Source organism: Brasilonema octagenarum UFV-OR1 (assembly GCF_963888615.1).
GTDB classification, from domain to species: Bacteria; Cyanobacteriota; Cyanobacteriia; order Cyanobacteriales; family Nostocaceae; genus Brasilonema; species Brasilonema sennae.
In genome coordinates, this window is sequence record NZ_CAWPKW010000262.1 from 1 (window position 1) to 21,331 (window position 21,331).

The window sequence follows — 21,331 nt, forward strand, 5'->3', positions numbered from 1 at the left end:
ATAATCCTGCACTGCTAACGGTAAATCCTTCAGCTTTATTTTTCAATCAAATAGCTGCTGCATCAATTACAAATAACTCAGTAGCATCAGCCGGAAAATATCCAGAAGGATTAGATAGATTTGGTTTACGTGTTCCGGATGGTAAAAGTTTGCTACTAGTGGGTGGCAATGTCAACATGGATCGTGGACGACTGAATGCTTATAGTGGGAGAGTTGAGTTGGGAGGATTAGCTGCCTCTGGAAATGTGGGGCTAAATGTGGATGGCGATAAATTGAGCGCTAGCTTTCCAACTGAAAGTGCCTTAGCTGATGTATCACTTACTAACAACGCTGCTGTGTATGTATACGCATCAGGAGGCGGTAACATTATAATCAACGCTCGAAATTTAGACATGAACGAAAGTCGTCTCCGTGCTGGCATTGGATCTAATTTAGGTTCTGATGGCACTGTGGCGGGAGATATTGTGCTGAATGCAAAAGGGAAAATAACACTCGTAGCTAGCAGCATCTTTAATTTTGTGTCATCAGGTGCAGAAGCAAAAGGTGGAAACATACAAATTAAGGCTGATTCTCTGTCTTTAACCAATAACGCTTATTTTTTTGCCAGCACCATAGGAAAAAGGGATCCAGGGAATGTGATAATTGATGCCCGTGGTAATGTCGATTTTGATAACAGTTATGCTTTCACCTCAGCATTCATTGGAGAAGGAAAAAGTGGAAACATACAAATTAAGGCTGATTCTCTGTCTTTAACCAATAACGCTTCACTTTTTGCCAAGAGTTTAGGACAAGGGGATCCAGGTAACATTGAAGTGACCGCACGCCAAATTCGTTTGGACAACTCAGCGAGTTTCAACGCTGAATCAGCATCAGGTAATGGCGGCAATATCAATCTGCGAGTCACAGACTTATTACTCCTACGCGGTGGTAGCCAAATTTCCACATCTGCGGGTACTAATCAAAAAGGTGGCAATGGCGGTAACATCACTATTAATGCCCCGTCGGGCTTTATCGTCAGCGTTCCAAATGAAAACAGCGACATCACCGCTAATGCTTTTAATGGCAGTGGTGGGAAAATCAATATCAACTCCTTAAATATTTTTAACTTCACTCAACGTAGTGGAGAAGACTTGGCGCGGGAGTTGGGAACTGATGATCCAAACCTACTCAATCCACAACAGCTACAAACCAATGATATTACAGCATTTTCCCAAACCAACCCGACTTTAAGTGGTCAAATAAATATCAACACACCTGATATTGACCCTAACCGGGGATTAGTGGAACTACCCGCAAATGTAGTTGACCCCTCCAACCAAATCGCCCAAGGTTGTTCTGCTTTTGATCAAGCAAATGCGAGTGACTTTAAAGTGACTGGACGCGGTGGTTTACCTCCCAGTCCTGATGAACCCCTCAGCAGTGATGCAGTCTGGGAAGATACTCGTTTGGGTGCGACGACAGCACAACGACTAGATTCTAAAACCACGGCAACAAAACCTAAGTCTGAGTCTGATACAGTTGAAATTATACCTGCTACGGGTTGGGTATTCAACGGTAAAGGCGAAGTGACGCTGGTTTCTGTGACACCCAATGCTACTGTTGAAAATTTGGCTGCTTCTTCCCAGTCATGCCATCTTCGTTAAAGTTATTTTTACGTTAATTTACAAAGAACAGTCAAAATTGTTTGATTTTTAACCATTAATCCCAGATTCCGCAGGTGCGATCGCGCAAGGCGCGGCTCCCCTTGGGAGCATCGCCCCAAGCGCGATTGTCCGCAGCGAAGCGCGTAGCGTGCGCTTTGCGCATACGTAGCTTTCTTCGGAGTGATGAATTTTTGTAAAGTAACATCAGGACGAATTTCTGTAAAAAATGGCAATTTCCGCCCAAAACAAGCACTAATTTGACCAAGAAGGGAGTTAGCCGAGATTATTTTCCCGTCTACGCAAATATGGTTTACTTTTAACAGTTATCAGTTATCAGTTACCAGTTATCAAGTACCAGCCGCAGTTATCAGTTGGTAGGAAACGGACTCGTCCACCCCTTGTTCACTGTTCACTGTTCACTGTATGTTGGGCAACTGCTGTTTCCTTGGGGGTGCGATGTCCTTTAGAAATACTCGTTGGTTTTTGGGGATTGCGGTGGGGGGTGCGTTCGGCGCAGCCGTGTCGCTGACATTCGCCTTAGCTGCAAATTCTGCTTCTGCCCAAATTACACCAGATGCCACTCTACCAAATAATTCCACTGTCACCATAAATGGCAACACCTTCAATATCGATGGGGGAACTATTGCCGGACGCAACTTGTTCCACAGCTTCCAACAGTTTTCTGTACCAACGCTTAATACGGCTTCTTTTAATAATGCTGTAAATATTCAAAACATCTTCAGTAGGGTAACGGGTACGTCAGTTTCAAATATTGATGGAATAATTAAAGCGTTGGGTACAGCTAATCTGTTTTTGATTAATCCAAATGGGATTATCTTTGGTCCTAATGCTAGTTTGAATGTTGGTGGTTCGTTCGTGGGAACGACAGCAAATGCGATTCAATTTGGTAATCAAGGTTTTTGGAGTGCAACGAATCCAAATAATCCTGCACTGCTAACGGTAAATCCTTCAGCTTTATTTTTCAATCAAATAGCAGCTGCTGCACGAATTGAAAATAACTCAGTTGCCGACGCTGGTTTAAATCCATCTTCTAGCTTTACAGCAAGAGGCTTGCGTGTGCCAGACGGAAGAAGTTTACTGCTGGTAGGCGGTGATATCAAAATGGATGGTGGACGTTTGTCTGCTTTTGGTGGGCGAGTCGAGTTAGGTGGGTTACGAAGTGCGGGAACAGTTGGGCTGAATGGGGATGGCAATAATCTGAGTTTGAGTTTTCCCAATAGTGTAGAAAGAAGCGATGTTTCCCTTAGTAATGGTGCTCAAGTAAATGTTCCTGCTGGTGGTGGTGGAAGTATCGCGGTTAATGCCCGGAATTTAGAGATGACAGGAAGCAGTGAACTGTTAGCAGGGATAGGGACAGGACTGGATTCTAGTAATAGTAAGGCAGGAAATATTTCGGTTAATGCTACAGGAGCGATAAATCTCAACAATAGTTTCATTGAGAATGTGGTGCTACAACAAGCAAACGGACAGGGAGGCGATGTCAATATCAGTGCTAGCAGCTTGCGGCTTGAGGGTGGGGCACAGGTATTTACTGGTACTTTTGGTGCGGGCAAGGGGGGAAATTTGAGTGTTGATGCCCAAGATGTGCAATTGATTGGTACAAGCGCTGATGGTCAGTTTGGCAGTGGCTTGTTTGCACAAGCAGGCTCAAACTCAACAGGAAATGCGGGTGATTTAACGCTCAAAACCAATACCTTGCTAGTGCGAGATGGGGCACAGGTATTTACTGGCACTTTCGGTGCGGGCAAGGGGGGAAATTTGAGCGTTGATGCCCAAGATGTGCAAATCATTGGTACAAGCGCTGATGCTCGGTATTCCAGTAGCTTGCAAGTTTCTACAGGGCAAAACTCAACAGGGAATGCAGGAGATTTGACAATCAAAACCAATACCTTGCTAGTTCGGGATGGGGCAGGGGTTATTACTAGGACTTTAGGAGAGGGCAATACTGGTAACATAACGATAACCGCAAATACAACCTCACTTGATGGTGCTAAAAGTGCTGTATCCAATACATCAGGCGTTAGGTTAGCACCTATAGTTAGTATTAAATTGGATGAACAAAATCGTCCAGTAGTTACCGTTGAGCCTCCTCAGGAAACTGTCTTTCCAAACGCCAGAGGTAATAGTGGAGACATCAACATTACAACTGGGTCACTCTCTGTCACCAATGGTGCGCGATTAGATACTAGCACTTCTGCACAAGGAAAAGCAGGGAATATCAGTGTTAATACCCGTAATGCAAAATTCAGTGGCACTGATACCAATGGCAATTCCAGCGGTGCTTTTAGTACAGTGCAAAAAGGAGCATCGGGAGATGGTGGACTCATCAATATTAATACAGCAGATAAACTGACGGTTGATAATGGCGCTCAATTAGTAGCCAGCACTTTTGGAAATGGAAACGCAGGTGAAGTTAGGATTGTTGGTAAAGAAGTCGTATTTAATGGAGTAAGCGGCAGTACTCCCAGTGGAGCATTTAGCGCTGTAGCTTCTGGTGGAGTGGGGAAAGGAGGAAGTATTAATATTACTACTAAGCGGTTAAATATCGTTAATGGGGCAGAGGGAACGGTAAGCAATTTGGGAAGCGGTAATGCAGGCAACCTGCAAGTAAATGCTGATTCTATTGTTCTAAATAACCAAGGAAAACTCACAGCTACGTCTGTAACAGGTTTTGGTGGTAATACTGAGTTAAATGTGAAAGACATTCTACTAATGCGCCGTGATAGCCTAATCTCTAACACTTCCGGCACACCACAAGAGGGTGGCAATGAAGGCAACTTAACACTCCGTACCAAATTTCTAGTTGCTCCCCCCAATGAAAATAACGACATTATTACTAATGCTTTTACTGGTGAGGGAGGTAATATTAACATTGTGGCTACTGGGAGAATTTATGGCTTTGTAGTACCTAGTCGGCTTGACTTTGAAAAGTTATCTCCTGCCAATCGAGATCCGCGTCAATTACCAACAAATGACATTGTTGCAAGTTCCCGAAGCAACCTAAATATTTTTACTTTTCTTGACCCCAGTAACGGTTTAGTCTCCCTACCTGCATATGTATTTGACCCCTCCAACCAAATCGTCCAAGGTTGTGCAGCTTTTGATCAACCAAATGCGAGTGACTTTAAAGTGACTGGACGCGGTGGTTTACCCCCCAGTCCTGATGAACCCCTCAGCAGTGATGCAGTCTGGGAAGATACTCGTTTGCGTGCGATCGCCAAACAGCGACTAGATTCTAAAACTACGGCAACAAAACCCAAGTCTGAATCTGATACAGTTGAAATTATACCTGCTACGGGTTGGGTATTCAACGGTAAGGGCGAAGTGACACTGGTTTCCCAAACACCCAACGCTACTGTTGAAAATTTGGCTGGTTCTTCCCAGTCATGCCGTCTTCGTTAAAGACCTTCTAAACTATTTAATACCTCTGTAGCCGACTGATATCTTAAATTGCAGTTTTGATTCACCATTCTATTTAATACCGCAGCAAATTTGTCACTGATTTCTGCTAAATTGTGCCAATTCTGCAAGCTACCATCTTGCCGAGATATAACCACCCTTAAAGTGTTAAAGTCTCTTTGAAACGCTTTAGGATGTCTCCCTGTTAAGGCTTGAATAGCCAGTATTCCCAACGCATAAATATCGCTATTTAGTCTTGGTTGTCCGTTCATTTGTTCGGGAGGCATATAACTAGGAGTACCAATTGCGACCGTACTATTTTGCTGGTGAGTTTGAATCTGCTTGACCGCACCAAAATCAATTAAAATAATCCGTCCATCACTTTCTCGCCTGATTAAATTACTAGGTTTGATATCTCGATGGATGACATTATGACCGTGAACAAAAACAAGTATCAGCAAAACTTCTTTGAGTAGAGATACAACATCAGCTTCTGCAAACTTTTTATTAGGAGTAATCTCTTTTTCAAGGGAATTCCCTTTGATAAATTCTTGAATTAAATAAAATTCTTGATTTTCTTCAAAATAAGCCAATAATTGAGGAATCTGGTCATGCTGACCCAGAACTTCTAAAATTTCTGCTTCAGTGTTGAAAAGTCGTCTAGCAACCCTTAAAAAAGTTTCTTCTTGATGAGCGGGTCGTAATTGCTTGACCACACATTGAGGATGACTAGGACGCTGAGTATCTTGAGCTAAATAAGTTTCACTAAATCCTCCATGACTTAGAGGTTCGATGATTTTATAGCGTCTTTTCAGCAGGTGCGTCTCGGAGGGAATTTGAGGTGGTGTTGTTAGACTTGAGGAATTGCCCCTCTGGTTTATAAATGCTTGCAGTTGGATAATGGCTTCTTCTTGCTGCTGAACCTGTTGTGCTATTTTTTCTTTCTCTTGCTTACTCTGATATACCGTATAACCAAGAACGCTACCAGTTGCTAACACAAACCCCAGTGCTGGTGAGATGACTGGAATCCATCCTGCTTGGGTAAAAATAAAAAAGTTACCAGCAAATAATACTACAAGACCTGTTCCACCGACAATTGCTAGATATAAAGGGTGCTGAATGCGCGATGCAATTATACCTCCAGCTAAACTCCATACCAAAATCCAAACCACTTCACCCCATTCAGGCAAAAACCAAAATAGAGTTTGTTTGTCGAGAACAGGGCGAAGAATTTGACTGACACTTTGGGCATGAATCTCCACTCCCGCCATTCTACCGGATGTGTCTGACTTGCCAGTGCTATAGGGTGTATTGAAAATATCCTTTAAACTGGGTGCGGTTGAACCAATCAAGATGATGCGGTTTTTCACTAAATCACGATTAACTTTATCCTCAAGCACATCTGTCATAGTAACTTTTTCAGCTACCTGAGAAGAGCGGTAGTTGAGGATAATTTGGTAACCACCAGTATCTATATTTTGATAACCACCAGAATTACTTTCTAGACGTTTAAATATAGTCTCGCCAAGTTGCAACTCTTGGTTGGAAGTCTTTTGCGGTTGAATGTTTTTAGCTTTCAAGTATTTTAGTGCTAGTTGTAAACTTAAGGAATATTCTGCTGCACAAGCGTCATTTGCTGCTGGGGTAAACAACAGTAAATTACGACGTATTGTGCCATCAGAATCTTCTACAACATCGATAAATCCGACTTTCGATGGCTCAATTCCCTCAGGAGGAGATACTCCAGGCTCATTATTATCACGATGTTTGCAAATTGGAATAATAATATCGCTCTGTTGCAAACGTTTCAATAAGTTGTTGTGACCAGGTTCAATGGGCAAGTCACGATAAATGTCAAGACCAATTGCTCGCGGTTGATATTGCTCAAGTTTACCCAAGAGATTGTCGAGAACTTGCCCCGATAAACGGTCTGAAGTGGGCGATTTCCATTTTTTGATGTCATCTTCAGTGATTGCAACAATTAGCAGGCGGGAATCTGTACCAGAATCTGCTCGCATTTGCATCATCTGGTCAAAAAGCCTAATTTCTAATGGTTCTAGCACTCCTAACTTTTGAACAGCAAACAGTAAACCTGTGACAATGACGCTATAAACAACTGTTGATAATGTGAAGAAATTTTTCATAAAATTTACTGTCAAGCATATAATTATAGCAGTTTGAACTTGAGTGAAATACAGTATCTTTTCTAAACTTCTTCGGAAGTTGAATGAATAGAAACAATAGTTAAACGCTTATCTTGATTGCAGATTTAAGATCTTAAATTGGAGACAAAGTAGTAAAAAATAGGGCAAGAGATGGAACTAACCGAAATATGGGCTATTCTTTCCCATTTGGCAACTTACAAAAATGTTACACTTAAAGACAAATCGTCCCTATATGACGGCTTATGTCTCCAGAATCTCCCGTATACCGTGACAATAGTGCAAGTGACTATAGTATAATATCGGTTCAAAACCTGAGTAAATTATATCCTGTCGCTGTTAAGGAACCAGGTATTGTCGGGACACTTACCCACTTTTTCCGCCGCACTTACCGACAAATCAAAGCAGTTGAAGATGTTTCCTTTGAAATTGCACCTGGTGAAGTGGTGGGCTTTTTGGGACCAAATGGCGCTGGTAAAACCACGACATTGAAAATGCTCACAGGGCTGATTCATCCATCTATTGGTCAAGTTAGAGTGGCTGGACACGTTCCGTTTCGTCGCCAGGAAGCGTTTTTGCAAAAAATTACCCTGGTGATGGGGCAAAAACAGCAACTACTATGGGACTTGCCTGCTCTAGATTCTCTCAAGATTAATGCTGCTGTCTACAACATTTCTGACAAAGAGTTCCGCCACCGGGTGGGGGAATTAACCGAGATGCTATCGCTGGAAGGAAAACTAACCCAGCCTGTGCGGAAGCTGTCTTTAGGTGAACGAATGAAGGCGGAATTGTTAGCAGCACTTTTACACCGTCCACAAGTCCTGTTTTTGGATGAACCGACACTAGGGTTAGATGTGAATGCTCAGGTGGGAGTGCGTGATTTCTTACGCGATTATAATCAGCGATATCAAGCGACGGTGCTCTTGACAAGCCATTACATGGCAGATATCACGGCTTTGTGTCAGCGGGTACTGCTGATTCACCAAGGACATTTGATCTATGATGGTAGTTTAGATGGTTTGCAGGAACGTTTTGCCCCTTACCGGGAAGTTCATTTGGAGTTAACCAATGAGTTGCCCAAAGAGAAGCTGATGTTATACGGTGATGTACGACAAATAGAAGGGCGCTCTGTGTGTTTTATGGTGCCGCAAGAGACACTCACTCGCACTGTCGCAAAGATTTTAGCAGATTTGGAGATTGTAGATTTGACAGTGACAGAACCGTCAGTTGAAGAAGTGATTGGGCAAGTTTTCCAAGCGGGAGTGGTCGTAGCACCTAGTCAATAAGGTGTTTGGTTGGTTACTGCAATCCGACCGTGCCCTTTGTTGATTTGCGCTATAGGTCTGACTGACCAAATTATGATGTCAGTACGGTTGTTACTACTTTTACTTGGGAAGAATCTGCAATAGAGAAAGCTATTGCTACATTAGATGATATATAAAGAAAAATCGCTTTTTACTGCGTATTGACCCGCTCCTCAGATCAAACTATGAGTACAAATACCATTATTTCCAAGAGTCCTTTACTAAAAGGTTCTGGTTTGCCTTCCTTTGGGGAGATTTCAGCAGAGTCTGTTGTACCAGCATTTAATCAACTGCTGGCAGAACTCGATCAGGAACTTACGACTTTAGAAGCTAATGTAAAACCTACTTGGAACGGTTTAGTAGAACCTCTGGAAAAGCTGACAGAAGGCCTGAATTGGAGTTGGGGAATTGTAAGCCATTTGATGGGTGTGAAAAATAGCTCCGAACTTCGCGAGGCATACGAAAGCGTACAGCCGCACGTCGTGCAATTTTCCAACAAGCTCGGTCAAAGCCAACCAATTTATAATGCCTTTAAGGCACTCCGTGCCAGTGATGCTTGGGCAAAACTTGAGGAGTCTCAACAGCGTATTGTAGAAGCGGCGATCCGAGATGCTGAACTTTCTGGCGTTGGTTTGCAGGGCGAAGCAAAGGAACGTTTTAATGCCATTCAGATGGAGTTGGCAGAACTGTCTACCAAGTTTTCCAACCATGTGCTAGATGCAACCAAAGCGTTTAGTATGACTTTGACAAATCCAGAAGAAATCGAGGGTTTACCTCCCAGTTTAGTGAGTTTAGCCGCACAAGCAGCACAGGCTGCAGGCGAAGAAAATGCTACTCCAGAAAATGGCCCTTGGCGGATTACTTTGGACTCGCCCAGTTATGGTCCTTTCATGCAGCATAGCACCCGACGGGATTTGCGGGAAAAACTATACAGAGCCTTTATTACCCGTGCTTCTTATGGTGAGTTGGATAACAACCCGTTAATTGAACGCATTTTGGAGTTGCGTCAAGAACTAGCAAAACTACTTGGCTTTGAAACATATGCTGAATTAAGCTTAGCCAGTAAAATGGCTCCTAATGTTCAAGCAGTTGAGTCCTTATTAGAAGAAATGCGTCGTGCTAGTTATGATGCTGCTATTAAGGAATTGGAAGAACTCAAAGCCTTTGCTGGATCTAAGGGTGCACCAGAAGCAAACGATTTGCAGCACTGGGACATTAGTTTTTGGGCAGAACGTCAACGAGAAGAAAAATTTGCTTTCACGGCTGAAGAATTACGCCCTTATTTCCCACTTCCTCAAGTGCTGGATGGCTTGTTTGGACTAGTGCAGCGACTATTTGGCATCACTATTACCCCGAATGATGGGCAAGCCCCAGTTTGGCATGAGGATGTGCGTTACTTCCAAATTGCTAACGAAACAGGTCAGCCAATTGCCTACTTTTACCTTGATCCCTACAGCCGTCCAGAAGAAAAACGTGGCGGTGCTTGGATGGATGTTTGTATTAACCGTGGCAAAGTCACAGAAAATGGAGTCACGACTACCCGCTTACCTGTGGCATATTTGGTGTGTAACCAAACTCCCCCAATTGGTGATCAGCCTAGCCTCATGACTTTCAATGAAGTGGAGACTTTGTTCCACGAGTTTGGTCATGGCTTGCATCATATGCTCACCAAAGTAGAGTATGCTGCAGCCGCAGGCATCAATAACGTTGAGTGGGATGCAGTGGAATTGCCCAGCCAGTTTATGGAAAACTGGTGCTACGACAGACCAACTTTGTTTGGTATGGCCAAGCATTACCAAACTGGTGAACCTCTACCGGAACATTATTACCAAAAGTTACTGGCAGCAAAGAACTACATGAGTGGTAGTGGTACATTGCGACAAATCCACTTTAGCAGCCTTGACATAGAACTGCACCACCGCTATCGTGCGGATGGCGGCGAGACTCCAAAAGATGTGCGATCGCGCCTCGCCGAGACCACTACTGTTTTGCCACCACTACCAGAAGATTCATTTTTGTGTGCTTTCGGACACATATTTTCTGGTGGATATGCGGCTGGTTACTACAGTTATAAATGGGCTGAAGTATTAAGTGCTGATGCTTTTGCCGCTTTTGAAGAAGCTGGCTTAGATAACGAACAAGCTATAAAAGCTACAGGTAAGCGTTATCGTGATACAGTGCTGGCTCTTGGTGGTAGTAAGCACCCAATGGACGTGTTTAAGTCGTTCAGGGGTCGTGAACCCAGTACTGAAGCTTTGCTCAAGCATAATGGCTTAGTAGCAGCAGCGTAACTCTCAAAACCTCAGTTAGTTATACCCATTTGTGTAGCTAACTGAGGAAACATGAATCATATCATGCCCGGATGAATACTTGTGAGCCAGCGCGGTCTTGGGGAGCCAGCACTGCAGGAGGGTTTCCCTCCGTAGGTGTCTGGCGTTGGTTTCCCCCATGAGCGACTGGCGAACCCCGAAGGGGTAAAAAATCAAGAACCTCACCCCCTGTCCCCTCTGCGAACTCGCGCAGAGGGGGTTTTTGGTATTAATGAATCGGTGTTCTAGGCTTGATATCAAAACAAAAAGCGACAATATTATTTTGAGGCTGCTGAATAAGAACTGCTGACTAAGCCTGCCATAGCTGACTTAGTCGAGCAGAGGAACTACTTGAAAAACAAACTTAGTGTGGCTGAACTCTAGCAGTACCTGTGTTCATTATTCCCTAACGTTTTTTCGTAAATAATAATACCAGTCTTAAAAAAGAATGCGACAGATACACATTCCCAAACCCTTGTTTCGTCTAGGCTTTTTTGCGGATTTCATGAGCGAATTTTGAATTTTGAATTGGTATAATTACTTTTTACCACCAAAAGATTACTGATTTTCAAATCGCACCATGCGCACAGAACGCAGAGAAAATACGCTTCGCTTGATAGGTAATTTTAGAGTGGGAAGGGAGTAAGAAATTTGATTGGTGTTTTCACGAAGTTTTGGTACAAAAAATTTTTATCGTCACTTTACAAAAAAGATTACTAAATACTTAGCTTTATTTGTTAACATTATTACTTAAAAGCACAGTAAAAAATAAGAGCTATACCATCGTCAGACCACAGGTTTTCTTACTGGCATTTTGGTGCAAATAAGTTACTTTATCTACCCAATCAAAGAATAACTGCAGACACAGCAGATTACACGCTTTGAATTTTCAAAGCAGATTTATGCTGCTTAGGGATTTTGATACACCCAGTGACCCAACCTAATGACTAAGTTTAGACAAGGAATTGTATGAAACAACATTTGCGTTTTATTCGGCGTGTGCTGTTCGTTACGCCATTAATGGCTAGTTCTGCCTTAGTAGCAGCACCTAGTCAAGCTGCTACTTTTGCTTACTCTCAAGGTGACTTCGATTTTACTAACTTTAGTCAAAGACCTTTGACGATAGCAACTGATGTTAACGCCAATACCCTTGCTATTGGCAAAGGTGGTATGGTCAAAGCTTTATCTCAAGCAACAGCAACTTTTGTAACTCGTCCTACTTCAGAAGCATCCAATTTTTCTTTGAGCCAAGCTTTGGGAGAAGGTAGAGATTATTTAGGACAAGCAAATACTCAGGCTACAGTTATCGGTCATTTCGTTGTAGATGCAAATACACAATGGTCTGTTGACTTTAGAACAAATTTAAACCTGGAAACATCAATAGATAATCCACCAGCAGAAAATGCAAGAGCCGCCGGAGATATATCTTTCGCATTGATCGACACCACGAATAACACTATCTTAGATTTCTTCGACTTAACAGGAAATGTAGAGACTCTAGGCGATAACGATTTTATCGCATTTCAAAAAAGCGACAATGTGAGTTTGAATAATCCACTCACCACGTCTAATTTTGGAGGAAATCAAGAATCTGCTACAGCTTCCATTCAGGGTTCTGTGCAACGTTATTTTGCCAACGAAACAAATGTCGCTTTAATAGAAGTTAAGAAAAATCGGGCTAGAGTAGTAGTACCAGAACCTTCTACTACTCTGGCTTTACTGTCCTGTTGTAGCCTTCTTGGGGTAGTCACTAAAGCTAAACGTAAAGCAATGACTTTAGTACGCTCATTCAAAGAAAAGAACTGCTAAAGGTTAATACGCTATAGTGACCAAAAGCGATGATGCAGACTTTTGGTCACTCTATCTGTATCCACCAACTGATACTGAATAGTAAAACGCAAGTGTGGTTGATACAGATATGCTTGTTTGTATTCCCCTGTTTTCAAAAAAAAGCACCTACTGAGCTTACAAGCTGAAGCGAATCAAGCACCAGCTAGATTCGCTCTCTGTCGCTACAATTTTCCTTCAATTCAGGGTGCACCGCACAAGGAAGGAGCATCTCTCCCGAAAAATACTTGCAGCTGCTGCACGCAATGGGAATCAACAGTGGGGGCTTGATTGGTGGTGGTGTGTTTGGAGTTGGGGATTTTCGCAAACGCGCGATCACTAATCCTCCAACAACCATCAGTACACCACCACTGTCGCTTGCACAGCTAAAAACCATAAGTTTGTGGATCGCTGGACGTTGTGATTCTAGTGCACGACCCACTGAAATCAATGCAGTACTAGTTGCAGATGTCACCAGTGCTACCCCACCAATGCTCACTGCAAATATTCCCAGAGTGTAGGCACTAACAGAAATTACTTCTAGAAATTCGTCTTTGGTTATCATGAAAAAGTGCGCCCAAAAATTGATTTGTTCCAGGTTACTATTTGCACTTACTATTTGGTGTGATTAAACACATCTACTACTTGTCGCCTTTGGCGGACACCATCGGTAATAGATTAAAAAAGCGTGCATTTTGTCAATAAGTGTATATAAGGAAATAATTAGATATAAAAATGATAATCAAAACATTAGAGAGGGAAGAGTCGAGCTAATGTTTTGATTATCATCTAGGATTGCTATAGCTACTCACAAATCCGTTATTAATCTTGCCTTTCTCAAGAGATATTGCAGCGCTGTCTCTTCTCTAGAAATAATATCAGCCATTGCAGACATCCCAGCTTGAAGATGACATTTGTAGTCACCATGTCCGAAAGAAAGTGTTTCTGGTTTTACTGTGACTTCAAAGTTGCTATTACCAGCAGTTGAAGAACCAGTGCTTCCTGTACCTGAATTGCTCCCAGATGTTATGGCGTCTGGAGAAATGGTGCTAACAGTACCTTTAAGAGTGCCGTAATCAGGATAGGGGCAAGCATCAACTCGCAATTGCACCTTTTGAGCAACTGCAACTTTTCTAACATCAGCAGAAGGAATTATAACTTTAATAACTAGAGGAGCGTTAAGAGGAACAATTTGGGCAATAGGTTCACTAGTACGGACAACTTGACCAGGGTTATAGACATTGAGTTTAAGAATAATGCCGTTACTAGTGGCACGAATAATGCTACTTTTGAGTTGAGTATCAAGTTGTTGCAGGTCTTTTCGAGATTGGTTGATTTGGTTTTGTGTTTCAGAACGCCGCTGAATTAAAGCTTCTTTTTCTTTGAGCAAAGTCGCGATCGTTGCTTGACCTTTAGCAATTTCTTGCTCAATGCGTTTTTTTGCCATCTCAACCGTTGCGTTGCTGGGATTAACAGCAGCTTTAGCTGATTTGACTTTGGCTTTGGCGATATCAACGGCTTTTTGTTGACCTTGTAGTATTAATTTTGTTTGTTCAACAACGAGTTTTTTCTGTTCAAAATCACGCCGACCAATTGCTCCAGTTTCTGACAAAAGCTGATAGCGATCGCGATCTACCATAGCAAAGTCTAAATCTACCTTGGCTTTTTGCAAGTCTGCTTCTGCTTTCTGCAAATTTGCTTCTGCACCTAGCGAGTCGCTTGTCGTTGTGATTTGTCGTTCTTGATATTCCCGTTGACTACGTGCTAATTCCGCTTTTGCAGAAGAAATGGTCTGTTCTATGACTTGCTTTTCAGCACTAACCTGAACATCTAAACTTTTGATTTGAGCATACATTTGAATAAGTTGTAACTTGCTTTGCTCAATATTGCCTTTGATCTGGCTCTTTTTGATTTGCAGTTGATCATCATTAAGGACGGCGATCGCATCTCCCTGCTTGACCATTTGATTTTCTTTTACAAAAATCTCTTTAACAGTTCCTTCTATTTCTGGTTGTACTAGCCGGAGGTCCCCTGTGGGACGCACATTAGCACTACCTTTTACTGTGACATTGTATTTTATAGAAGAGGCTAGACTAAATATAGTAGCGACAGTTCCGACAAGAAATACTCCAGCTAAAGATGTCCAAGGACTAACAGGAGGGAGAAATCCCTCACCTTCAACTGAGGAAATTTTATGCGAAGGGAGAAGTTTTTGATTATGTGTATGCATAATGACTAATTGCTAATTGTTAATTGCTACTTGAGTTTATAAATCTCTTCTCTGAGCCATTAGCCATTAACTAAATTATCAAAAAGTCCAAATGGTCTCCTTCTTTTGAGCGTAAATCTGAAAGAGTTCCTTGAAGTTTTAATCTGCCTTGATCTAACATTACAACCCAATCAGCACGATTAATAACTTTGGGACGATGGGTAATCAAAATCGTGGTTTTACCGTGACGATGTTTAAACAGTTTATCCAGCACGAGGTTTTCGCTCACAGGGTCGAGTCCAGAGGTAGATTCATCTAAAATGAGGATTGCTGGATCTGTGGCTATAGCTCGTGCTATTGCTAGCCGTTGACGTTGTCCACCAGAAATATTTGCGCCAAATTCACCTAAAATCGTTTGATATTTCTCGGGTAAATTACTAATAAAATCATCGGCTTCTGCAATTTGGCAAGCTTGCACAATCTCCTCAAAAGCTAATTGTGGTCTTCCTATGCGAAAGTTTTCAAGAATTGAACGGCTCCAAAAGTGAGCGTCTTGAGGAACTAAAACTACCTGTTGACGCAGACAATCAAGAGGAAGGTCATCTAGGTTATACAGTCCAATACGAATATTTCCTGATTGCAGTGGATACAACCCAGCAATGACTTTAGCTAAAGTGCTTTTACCACAGCCGGATTTACCAATCAAGGCAACAACTTTTCCACCAGGGATTGTTATAGAAAAGTCTTCTAATAAGTCAAGCCGACCTGCATAGTGAAAGTTAACTTGACGACAAATAATATCGGCATTTGGTTGTATTCGAGCAAATGGCTTTTTGGCGTCATCTTCACTATGTTCTGGAGTCGCATCTATAACTTCTGTCAGGCGTTGTGTGGCAGTTTTGGCACGGGTAAATCGATCAACAAAATTAATGATAATACTAATTAAGCCCAGGAAATTAGCATTCATCGAGTTAAATGCTAGCAATTGCCCGATACTTAAATTCTCCGCTGGGTTACTCACCAAATTACCGCCAAACCATAGTAAAACAATACTGCCAATAGCAGAAACCAAACTAGAGAAGCTATTGTTGATAATGCTAATCTGAATAGTCCGGAGTGTGACGTTAGCCAAATGGCTAAATCGGGTTTGAAATTCATCCCAAAATTGGGGTGCGGCTGTGGTACTTTTGAGAGTGAGTGCGCCTTTAAATGTTTCTACTAAAATGCCTTGTGTTTCTGCTTCTGTGACCAAAAGTTCACGAGTTTTTTGCCGTAAACTAGGCTGAAAGACTATCGTAGATAAAGTCATCACCACAGAGATGAACATCGCTACTATCGTTAGTTTCCAGCTATAGAAAACCATCAAACTCAAAGAAATGATCGCAATAAAAAATCTACTGGGTAGAGAGATAACAACTTGAGCAACTAACTGATTAATCTCGTTGATGTCTCGCAACCGACTCACAATTTCCCCACTGCGTCGAGATTCGTAGTAAGAAAGAGGTAATCGCAGAATCGCTCTTCCAAATTCTAGGACTAGTCCTAGTTGTAGACGTTGGGCAAAGTGAGCGATTAAGTTAGACTGCACCCAGGAAAGACTGCTAGCAATCAAATTCATGACTACGACGGCGATCGCCACAGTCGTCAGTAGTCTCGTATCACCACGCACCAGCACATCATCAGTTAGGAGATGCAGCAGAAAAGGGGAAGCTAAAGAGAGTAATCCCAGAATGAAATTTAACGGCAAAGCTTGCGCTAAAATTCCGCGAAAAATCCAGACACGTCGGAAAAAACGCCAAAAGCCTCCAACCTCATCGTTCTTTTGCTCCAAAAAGCGAACTGGATCTGGCTCTACCAAAAGCATCAACCAATCCGTCCAACCCTCGGCTAAATCTTTTTTAGAAAGATAACGGATTCCTACTGCTGGATCGGCGACGACACATTTTTTGCCTTTCTTGCCGTATAAAACAACCCAATGGCACCCTTTCCAGTGAATAATTGCTGGTAAGGGCGCTTCATTCATCCGATTTAACAATTCTGCCGAAGTTCTTACATGGCGAGCTTTAAATCCGAGTGTTTCTGCCCCTCGTTTCAGCCCTAATAAAGTTGTGCCTAATTGTCCAGTACCGACTGCCTCACGGATATGATTCAGCGTAAAAGTACGTCCATGATGTCTAGCTATAGAAGCTAGACAAGCAGCACCGCAATCTTCTTCACTGTATTGTAAAATATGAGCGTATTTCATAAAGAAATGCTTGTCTCTACGTCTCCTGTGTTTGAAATCAGTGAACACTCAACACTAACCCTTACTCCCTGACTCCCTCACTCCCAGCCTACGGCACGAAGCGCCCCGTAGGGACAAAGCTCGCCGGGGGGATACTCCCCCCGGCAGACTTTGGCGCTCTTGCAACGCGCTTCACTCCCTTATCGTTGCTGTATAGCCTGGAGCAACGATAGGAACATGTGAGCCAATGCAACACTACTAAACGTTGTGACTGTTTTAAGAACTGAGCTAGCGCTTCGTTATAATTTAGTAGCTAATTACTGCGCTAATATTTAATGACGAGGTAGTCTTCTGGTCATCTGCTTCTACGGTTCCATTGATATCAGTAGAGTAGGTGCCGTTGTCCACTTCTGTGCTAGCTGCAACAGTACCTCCAAGGGTAGCTTGGTTGCTGTAGCTGGTGGAATCTGTGCTTTTAGCGTAACCGCCGACAACGCTGGTTGCTTGAGATGCTGCAATTTCAGTGAAAAGTGGATTCATGACTTTTTTCCTTGAACTTAGTTGAGTTATCTGGAAACCGATGTCTTTGTTTCCGATACTGAAAATGTAGCATTAAAAAATACTGCTTGAAAAGATGAAATACTTAAGTTGACGGAAACAACATGAACATTTGTACTAACGTAAGTAAGTATAAATAGTCTTTTTATTAGTTAAAAATTTTACTTTTACTTTGTCCGTTATATTACACTTATAAAATTTGTTTCTGTGTGCTAACGCTAGCATCAAGTCAGTGCAGTTTTTTACTGAGTATGTAATGATACTAAAAGCAGTACAAAGATGAAATGCTGAAGAGAATCGTAAGTTAGTAACAAAAATGACTGTAATATCATGGCTTGCAACTCAGAACTTTTATTACCTTGTCGTTTCGCCGACAATCATTTGTACGAAAAATTACCAGTAACTTAACTTTTCGCGATCGCCTCTTATGTCGTCGTAGAAGTCTAGGATTCAATGATTCAGCAGTTTTTGAAGCGACACACCTGTGATAAAGCTAGCAACAGCATTTGCCTACAGGATTTTTCCAGTGGCTACGGTGCCAAATCATGACTAGACCTCTCCAAAAATGGCTATGAAACCAATACCCCGCGCTTGCACTAAAAATCATTTTTGGAGAGGTCTACTGCGCAGTGTCATAGTCTCAACAAATGATATGATGGTGCGAAATAAAAAGAACAAAACATGAAGATAAATGTATCTCGTCAGAAACCGCGTGTCTTGACATGGCAAGCGGTTTTCTCAATGCTCATGTTTGTTTTCATGTACCTACCTATAGTGGTACTGGCGTTTTATAGTTTCAACCAGTCGCCCTACAGTGCACGTTGGCAAGGGTTGACTTTGGAATGGTATGGCAAGTTGTTTAGCGATCAGCGGATTTTATCGGCTTTAGAAAACAGTTTGATAGTAGCCTTTTGTGCAGTAGGGATTGCTGCAATACTAGGAACGTTGATGGCAGTGGGGTTGGCGCGTTATCAGTTCTTGGGTAAGAGTTTGTATCGCGGTGTTTCTTACTTACCATTGATTATTCCTGATATTGCGATCGCAGTAGCTACCCTAGTTTTTCTAGCAGCCTTTGCCATTCCCTTAAGCATCTGGACAATCGTTTGTGCTCATGTCGTCTTTTGTCTTGCCTATGTTTGTCTTGTTGTATCTTCTCAACTCACTCATTTAGATCCCCATTTAGAAGAAGCAGCACTGGATCTCGGAGCAACACCAGTGCAAGCCTTTATCAAAGTCTTGTTACCTCAGTTAATACCTGGTGTTGTCGCTGGTTGTTTACTAGCCTTTGTCCTCAGCTTAGACGACTTTCTCATTGCCAGTTTCACTGCTGGTAGTGGTTCCAACACTCTACCTATGGAAATTTTTAGCCGCATCAGAACAGGAGTTAAACCAGATATTAATGCTCTGAGTGTTATCTTGATTTTAGTCTCTGGGATTGTCGCTCTTATAGCTGAGTTAATTCGTGCGTCAGGACAAAGAAAGAATAGTCATTAGTCATTCGTCTATTAGTCATTGATCATGATCTTGATCTATTTTCCAAACGACTTGACAATATTAGGACTGTTATCATAATATTATTTTATATGATCGGAATCCTTGCGTGCATACATACTTATATTTATAAACTTCTAACTTAGAAACTTTTCACCCTACATAGGCAGATGCGCAGAACTTTTTTATCTGTGTGCTTGGTGTTGTGGGTGTGAGCAGACAGTCAGAAATGTTTGTGTAAAGATACATTTCTGTATTTGAACAGCTCAAGTTAGAGCCAACTTTGGACAAGATGCGATACATGGCTCACTATGCAAATTTGTCAAAATCCCAGTTGCTCCAATCCCTTCAACTCTGACAGCAATAGATTTTGCACCAGTTGTGGACAAAATAACTTTGGCTACTTCCTTAGAAACCGCTACCGTGTGTTGGAATTGTTAGGCGAGGGTGGGTTTAGCAGAACATATGCAACCGAAGACGTTGATAGACTAGATGCTCCATGCGTCATCAAACAGTTCTTCCCACAAATTCAGGGGACTTCAGAACGTACAAAAGCTGCACAATTGTTTAAGGAAGAAGCGAAGCGACTTTATGAACTGGGAGAAAATCACTGGCAAATTCCCAGATTACTTGCTTACTTTGAACAAGGTTCTAGTCTTTATCTGGTGCAAGAATTTATTCAAGGGCAAACTCTATTACAAGAACTCCAGCAACAACCTTTTAGTGAAGAAAAAATCCGAGATCTTTTAAAAGATTTATTACCTGTTCTCCAATTCATTCACGAGCGTAACGTTATTCATCGGGATATTAAACCAGAAAATATTATTCGCCGCCAAACTGATGGCAAACTCGTTTTAATTGACTTTGGTGGTGCGAAGCAGGTGACGCAAACCAGTTTATCAAGACAAGCTACAGTACTATATACAATCGGTTATGCACCTAGCGAGCAAATGGCTGGATTTGCTTGTCAGGCGAGCGATTTATACGCTTTAGGAGTCACTTGTGCGCGTCTTATGACTCAATGTTTGCCCATACAAAATCCCGATGGGGGACAGATTCAAGATACTCTTTACAACCCCATGAATGGTGAATGGTTATGGCGAGAGTATTTACAGGAAAAAGGGGTTACTATTGGCAATGACTTGAGGGCAATTCTGGATAAGTTGCTGAAACATTTGGCAAAAGATAGATATCAATCAGCAACAGAAGTTTTGCAAGAATTGAATGCAACAAAATTTTTTGCACAACCAATAGTGGCAATTCCTCAAGCAAAATCGTTACCATTTGAAAAACACAAAGTCACAACGCCAATTTCTGAAATAAAAGCTTCTTCAGAACTCGACTCCTTACAAACCTTTAATTTTGATGTGGTGACAGTAGACGCACAAGGTGATGAAATCAGCCGTGAGTGTCGAAATGGAAAGTTTTATGCAGAAAACTTGGGGAGCGAAGTGACGTTGGAAATGGTAGGAATTCCTGGCGATACTTTTATGATGGGTTCAAAAGACAATGAGGGGGATGGGGACGAACGTCCACAACACCAGGTGAATATCAAACCTTTTTTTATGGGCAAGTTTCCCGTCACCCAAGCACAATGGAAAGCAGTCGCAGCTTTACCTAAAGTCAAACAATCTTTAAATCCTTATCCATCAAAATTTAAAGGTGCAAATCGACCAGTTGAAAACGTTTCTTGGCACGAAGCAATAGAATTCTGTACCAGGCTATGTGCAAAAACTGGACGACAATATCGCTTACCCAGTGAAGCCGAATGGGAGTATGCTTGTCGTGCCCGAACAACGACATCCTTCCATTTTGGCGAAACAATTACGACTGAATTCGCAAACTGTAGTCAGGAGACTCAGACTTGGGAACAAAAACCCAAAAACCGAAAAGAAACAACACCTGTAGGTAGTTTTCAGGTGGCAAACGCCTTTGGCTTATACGATATGCATGGGTTAGTTTGGGAGTGGTGTGCTGATCCTTGGCACAAAAATTATGATGGCGCACCCACAGATGGATCTGTTTGGGAAGTTGGTGGCGACGATAATCGTCGCGTGCTTCGCGGTGGTTCTTGGAGTTTTAGTTCTGCGCTTTGCCGTAGCGCCAGTCGTAGCTGGAATGAACCGGATGGCGGATTGAGGATATGCGGCTTTCGAGTGGTGTCAAGTTGGTCTGTTTAGATTT

The 21,331-nt window shown here is 42.2% G+C and carries 12 protein-coding genes; 8 read left to right on the forward strand and 4 right to left on the reverse strand.

Translation table 11 applies throughout. The features are described from left to right. On the forward strand, positions 1-1,643 hold a 1,643-nt coding region (locus AC5590_RS21535; RefSeq protein WP_169265467.1), incomplete at its 5' end, for an autotransporter outer membrane beta-barrel domain-containing protein. Between the two features lie 456 nt (positions 1,644-2,099). After that, positions 2,100-5,066, forward strand: a complete 2,967-nt coding sequence (locus tag AC5590_RS21540; RefSeq protein ID WP_169265468.1) for a two-partner secretion domain-containing protein — start codon at positions 2,100-2,102, stop codon at positions 5,064-5,066. Here AC5590_RS21540 and AC5590_RS21545 read toward each other — a convergent pair. Then, positions 5,063-7,207 (reverse strand): CHASE2 domain-containing serine/threonine-protein kinase, encoded by a 2,145-nt coding sequence (locus AC5590_RS21545; RefSeq protein ID WP_169265469.1) that lies wholly within the window; start codon positions 7,205-7,207, stop codon positions 5,063-5,065. The genes AC5590_RS21540 and AC5590_RS21545 overlap by 4 nt on opposite strands. A 263-nt stretch (positions 7,208-7,470) precedes the next feature. Between AC5590_RS21545 and AC5590_RS21550 the strand changes: the two genes are divergently transcribed. From AC5590_RS21550 to AC5590_RS21565, 4 genes are all read left to right on the forward strand, one after another. Continuing rightward, on the forward strand, positions 7,471-8,511 hold the full coding sequence (locus AC5590_RS21550) for an ABC transporter ATP-binding protein (RefSeq protein ID WP_169265470.1): 1,041 nt from the start codon (positions 7,471-7,473) through the stop codon (positions 8,509-8,511). A gap of 203 nt (positions 8,512-8,714) precedes the next feature. After that, positions 8,715-10,820 (forward strand): M3 family metallopeptidase, encoded by a 2,106-nt coding sequence (locus tag AC5590_RS21555; protein ID WP_169265471.1) that lies wholly within the window; start codon positions 8,715-8,717, stop codon positions 10,818-10,820. Positions 10,821-11,807: 987 nt separating this feature from the next. After that, positions 11,808-12,647 (forward strand): hypothetical protein, encoded by an 840-nt coding sequence (locus AC5590_RS21560; RefSeq protein WP_169265472.1) that lies wholly within the window; start codon positions 11,808-11,810, stop codon positions 12,645-12,647. A gap of 284 nt (positions 12,648-12,931) precedes the next feature. Beyond that, positions 12,932-13,186, forward strand: coding sequence for a hypothetical protein (locus AC5590_RS21565; RefSeq protein WP_169265473.1), 255 nt, complete (start codon positions 12,932-12,934; stop codon positions 13,184-13,186). 287 nt (positions 13,187-13,473) lie between these two features. Here the strand turns inward: AC5590_RS21565 and AC5590_RS21570 are convergent, their stop codons facing one another. The 3 genes from AC5590_RS21570 to AC5590_RS21580 form a co-directional block, all read right to left on the reverse strand. Continuing rightward, positions 13,474-14,898 (reverse strand): beta-barrel domain-containing protein, encoded by a 1,425-nt coding sequence (locus AC5590_RS21570; RefSeq protein WP_169265496.1) that lies wholly within the window; start codon positions 14,896-14,898, stop codon positions 13,474-13,476. Positions 14,899-14,965: 67 nt separating this feature from the next. After that, the gene (locus AC5590_RS21575; RefSeq protein WP_169265474.1) at positions 14,966-17,119 is read right to left on the reverse strand and encodes a peptidase domain-containing ABC transporter; all 2,154 of its coding nucleotides are present in this window, start codon (positions 17,117-17,119) and stop codon (positions 14,966-14,968) included. Between the two features lie 285 nt (positions 17,120-17,404). Then, positions 17,405-17,638, reverse strand: a complete 234-nt coding sequence (locus tag AC5590_RS21580) for a hypothetical protein (protein WP_169265475.1) — start codon at positions 17,636-17,638, stop codon at positions 17,405-17,407. 699 nt (positions 17,639-18,337) lie between these two features. Between AC5590_RS21580 and AC5590_RS21585 the strand changes: the two genes are divergently transcribed. Further along, entirely contained in the window at positions 18,338-19,150 is an 813-nt protein-coding gene (locus AC5590_RS21585) for an ABC transporter permease (protein ID WP_169265476.1), read from the forward strand. 308 nt (positions 19,151-19,458) lie between these two features. Beyond that, positions 19,459-21,327, forward strand: coding sequence for a bifunctional serine/threonine-protein kinase/formylglycine-generating enzyme family protein (locus AC5590_RS21590; RefSeq protein WP_169265477.1), 1,869 nt, complete (start codon positions 19,459-19,461; stop codon positions 21,325-21,327). The last annotated feature ends 4 nt before the right edge of the window (positions 21,328-21,331 follow it).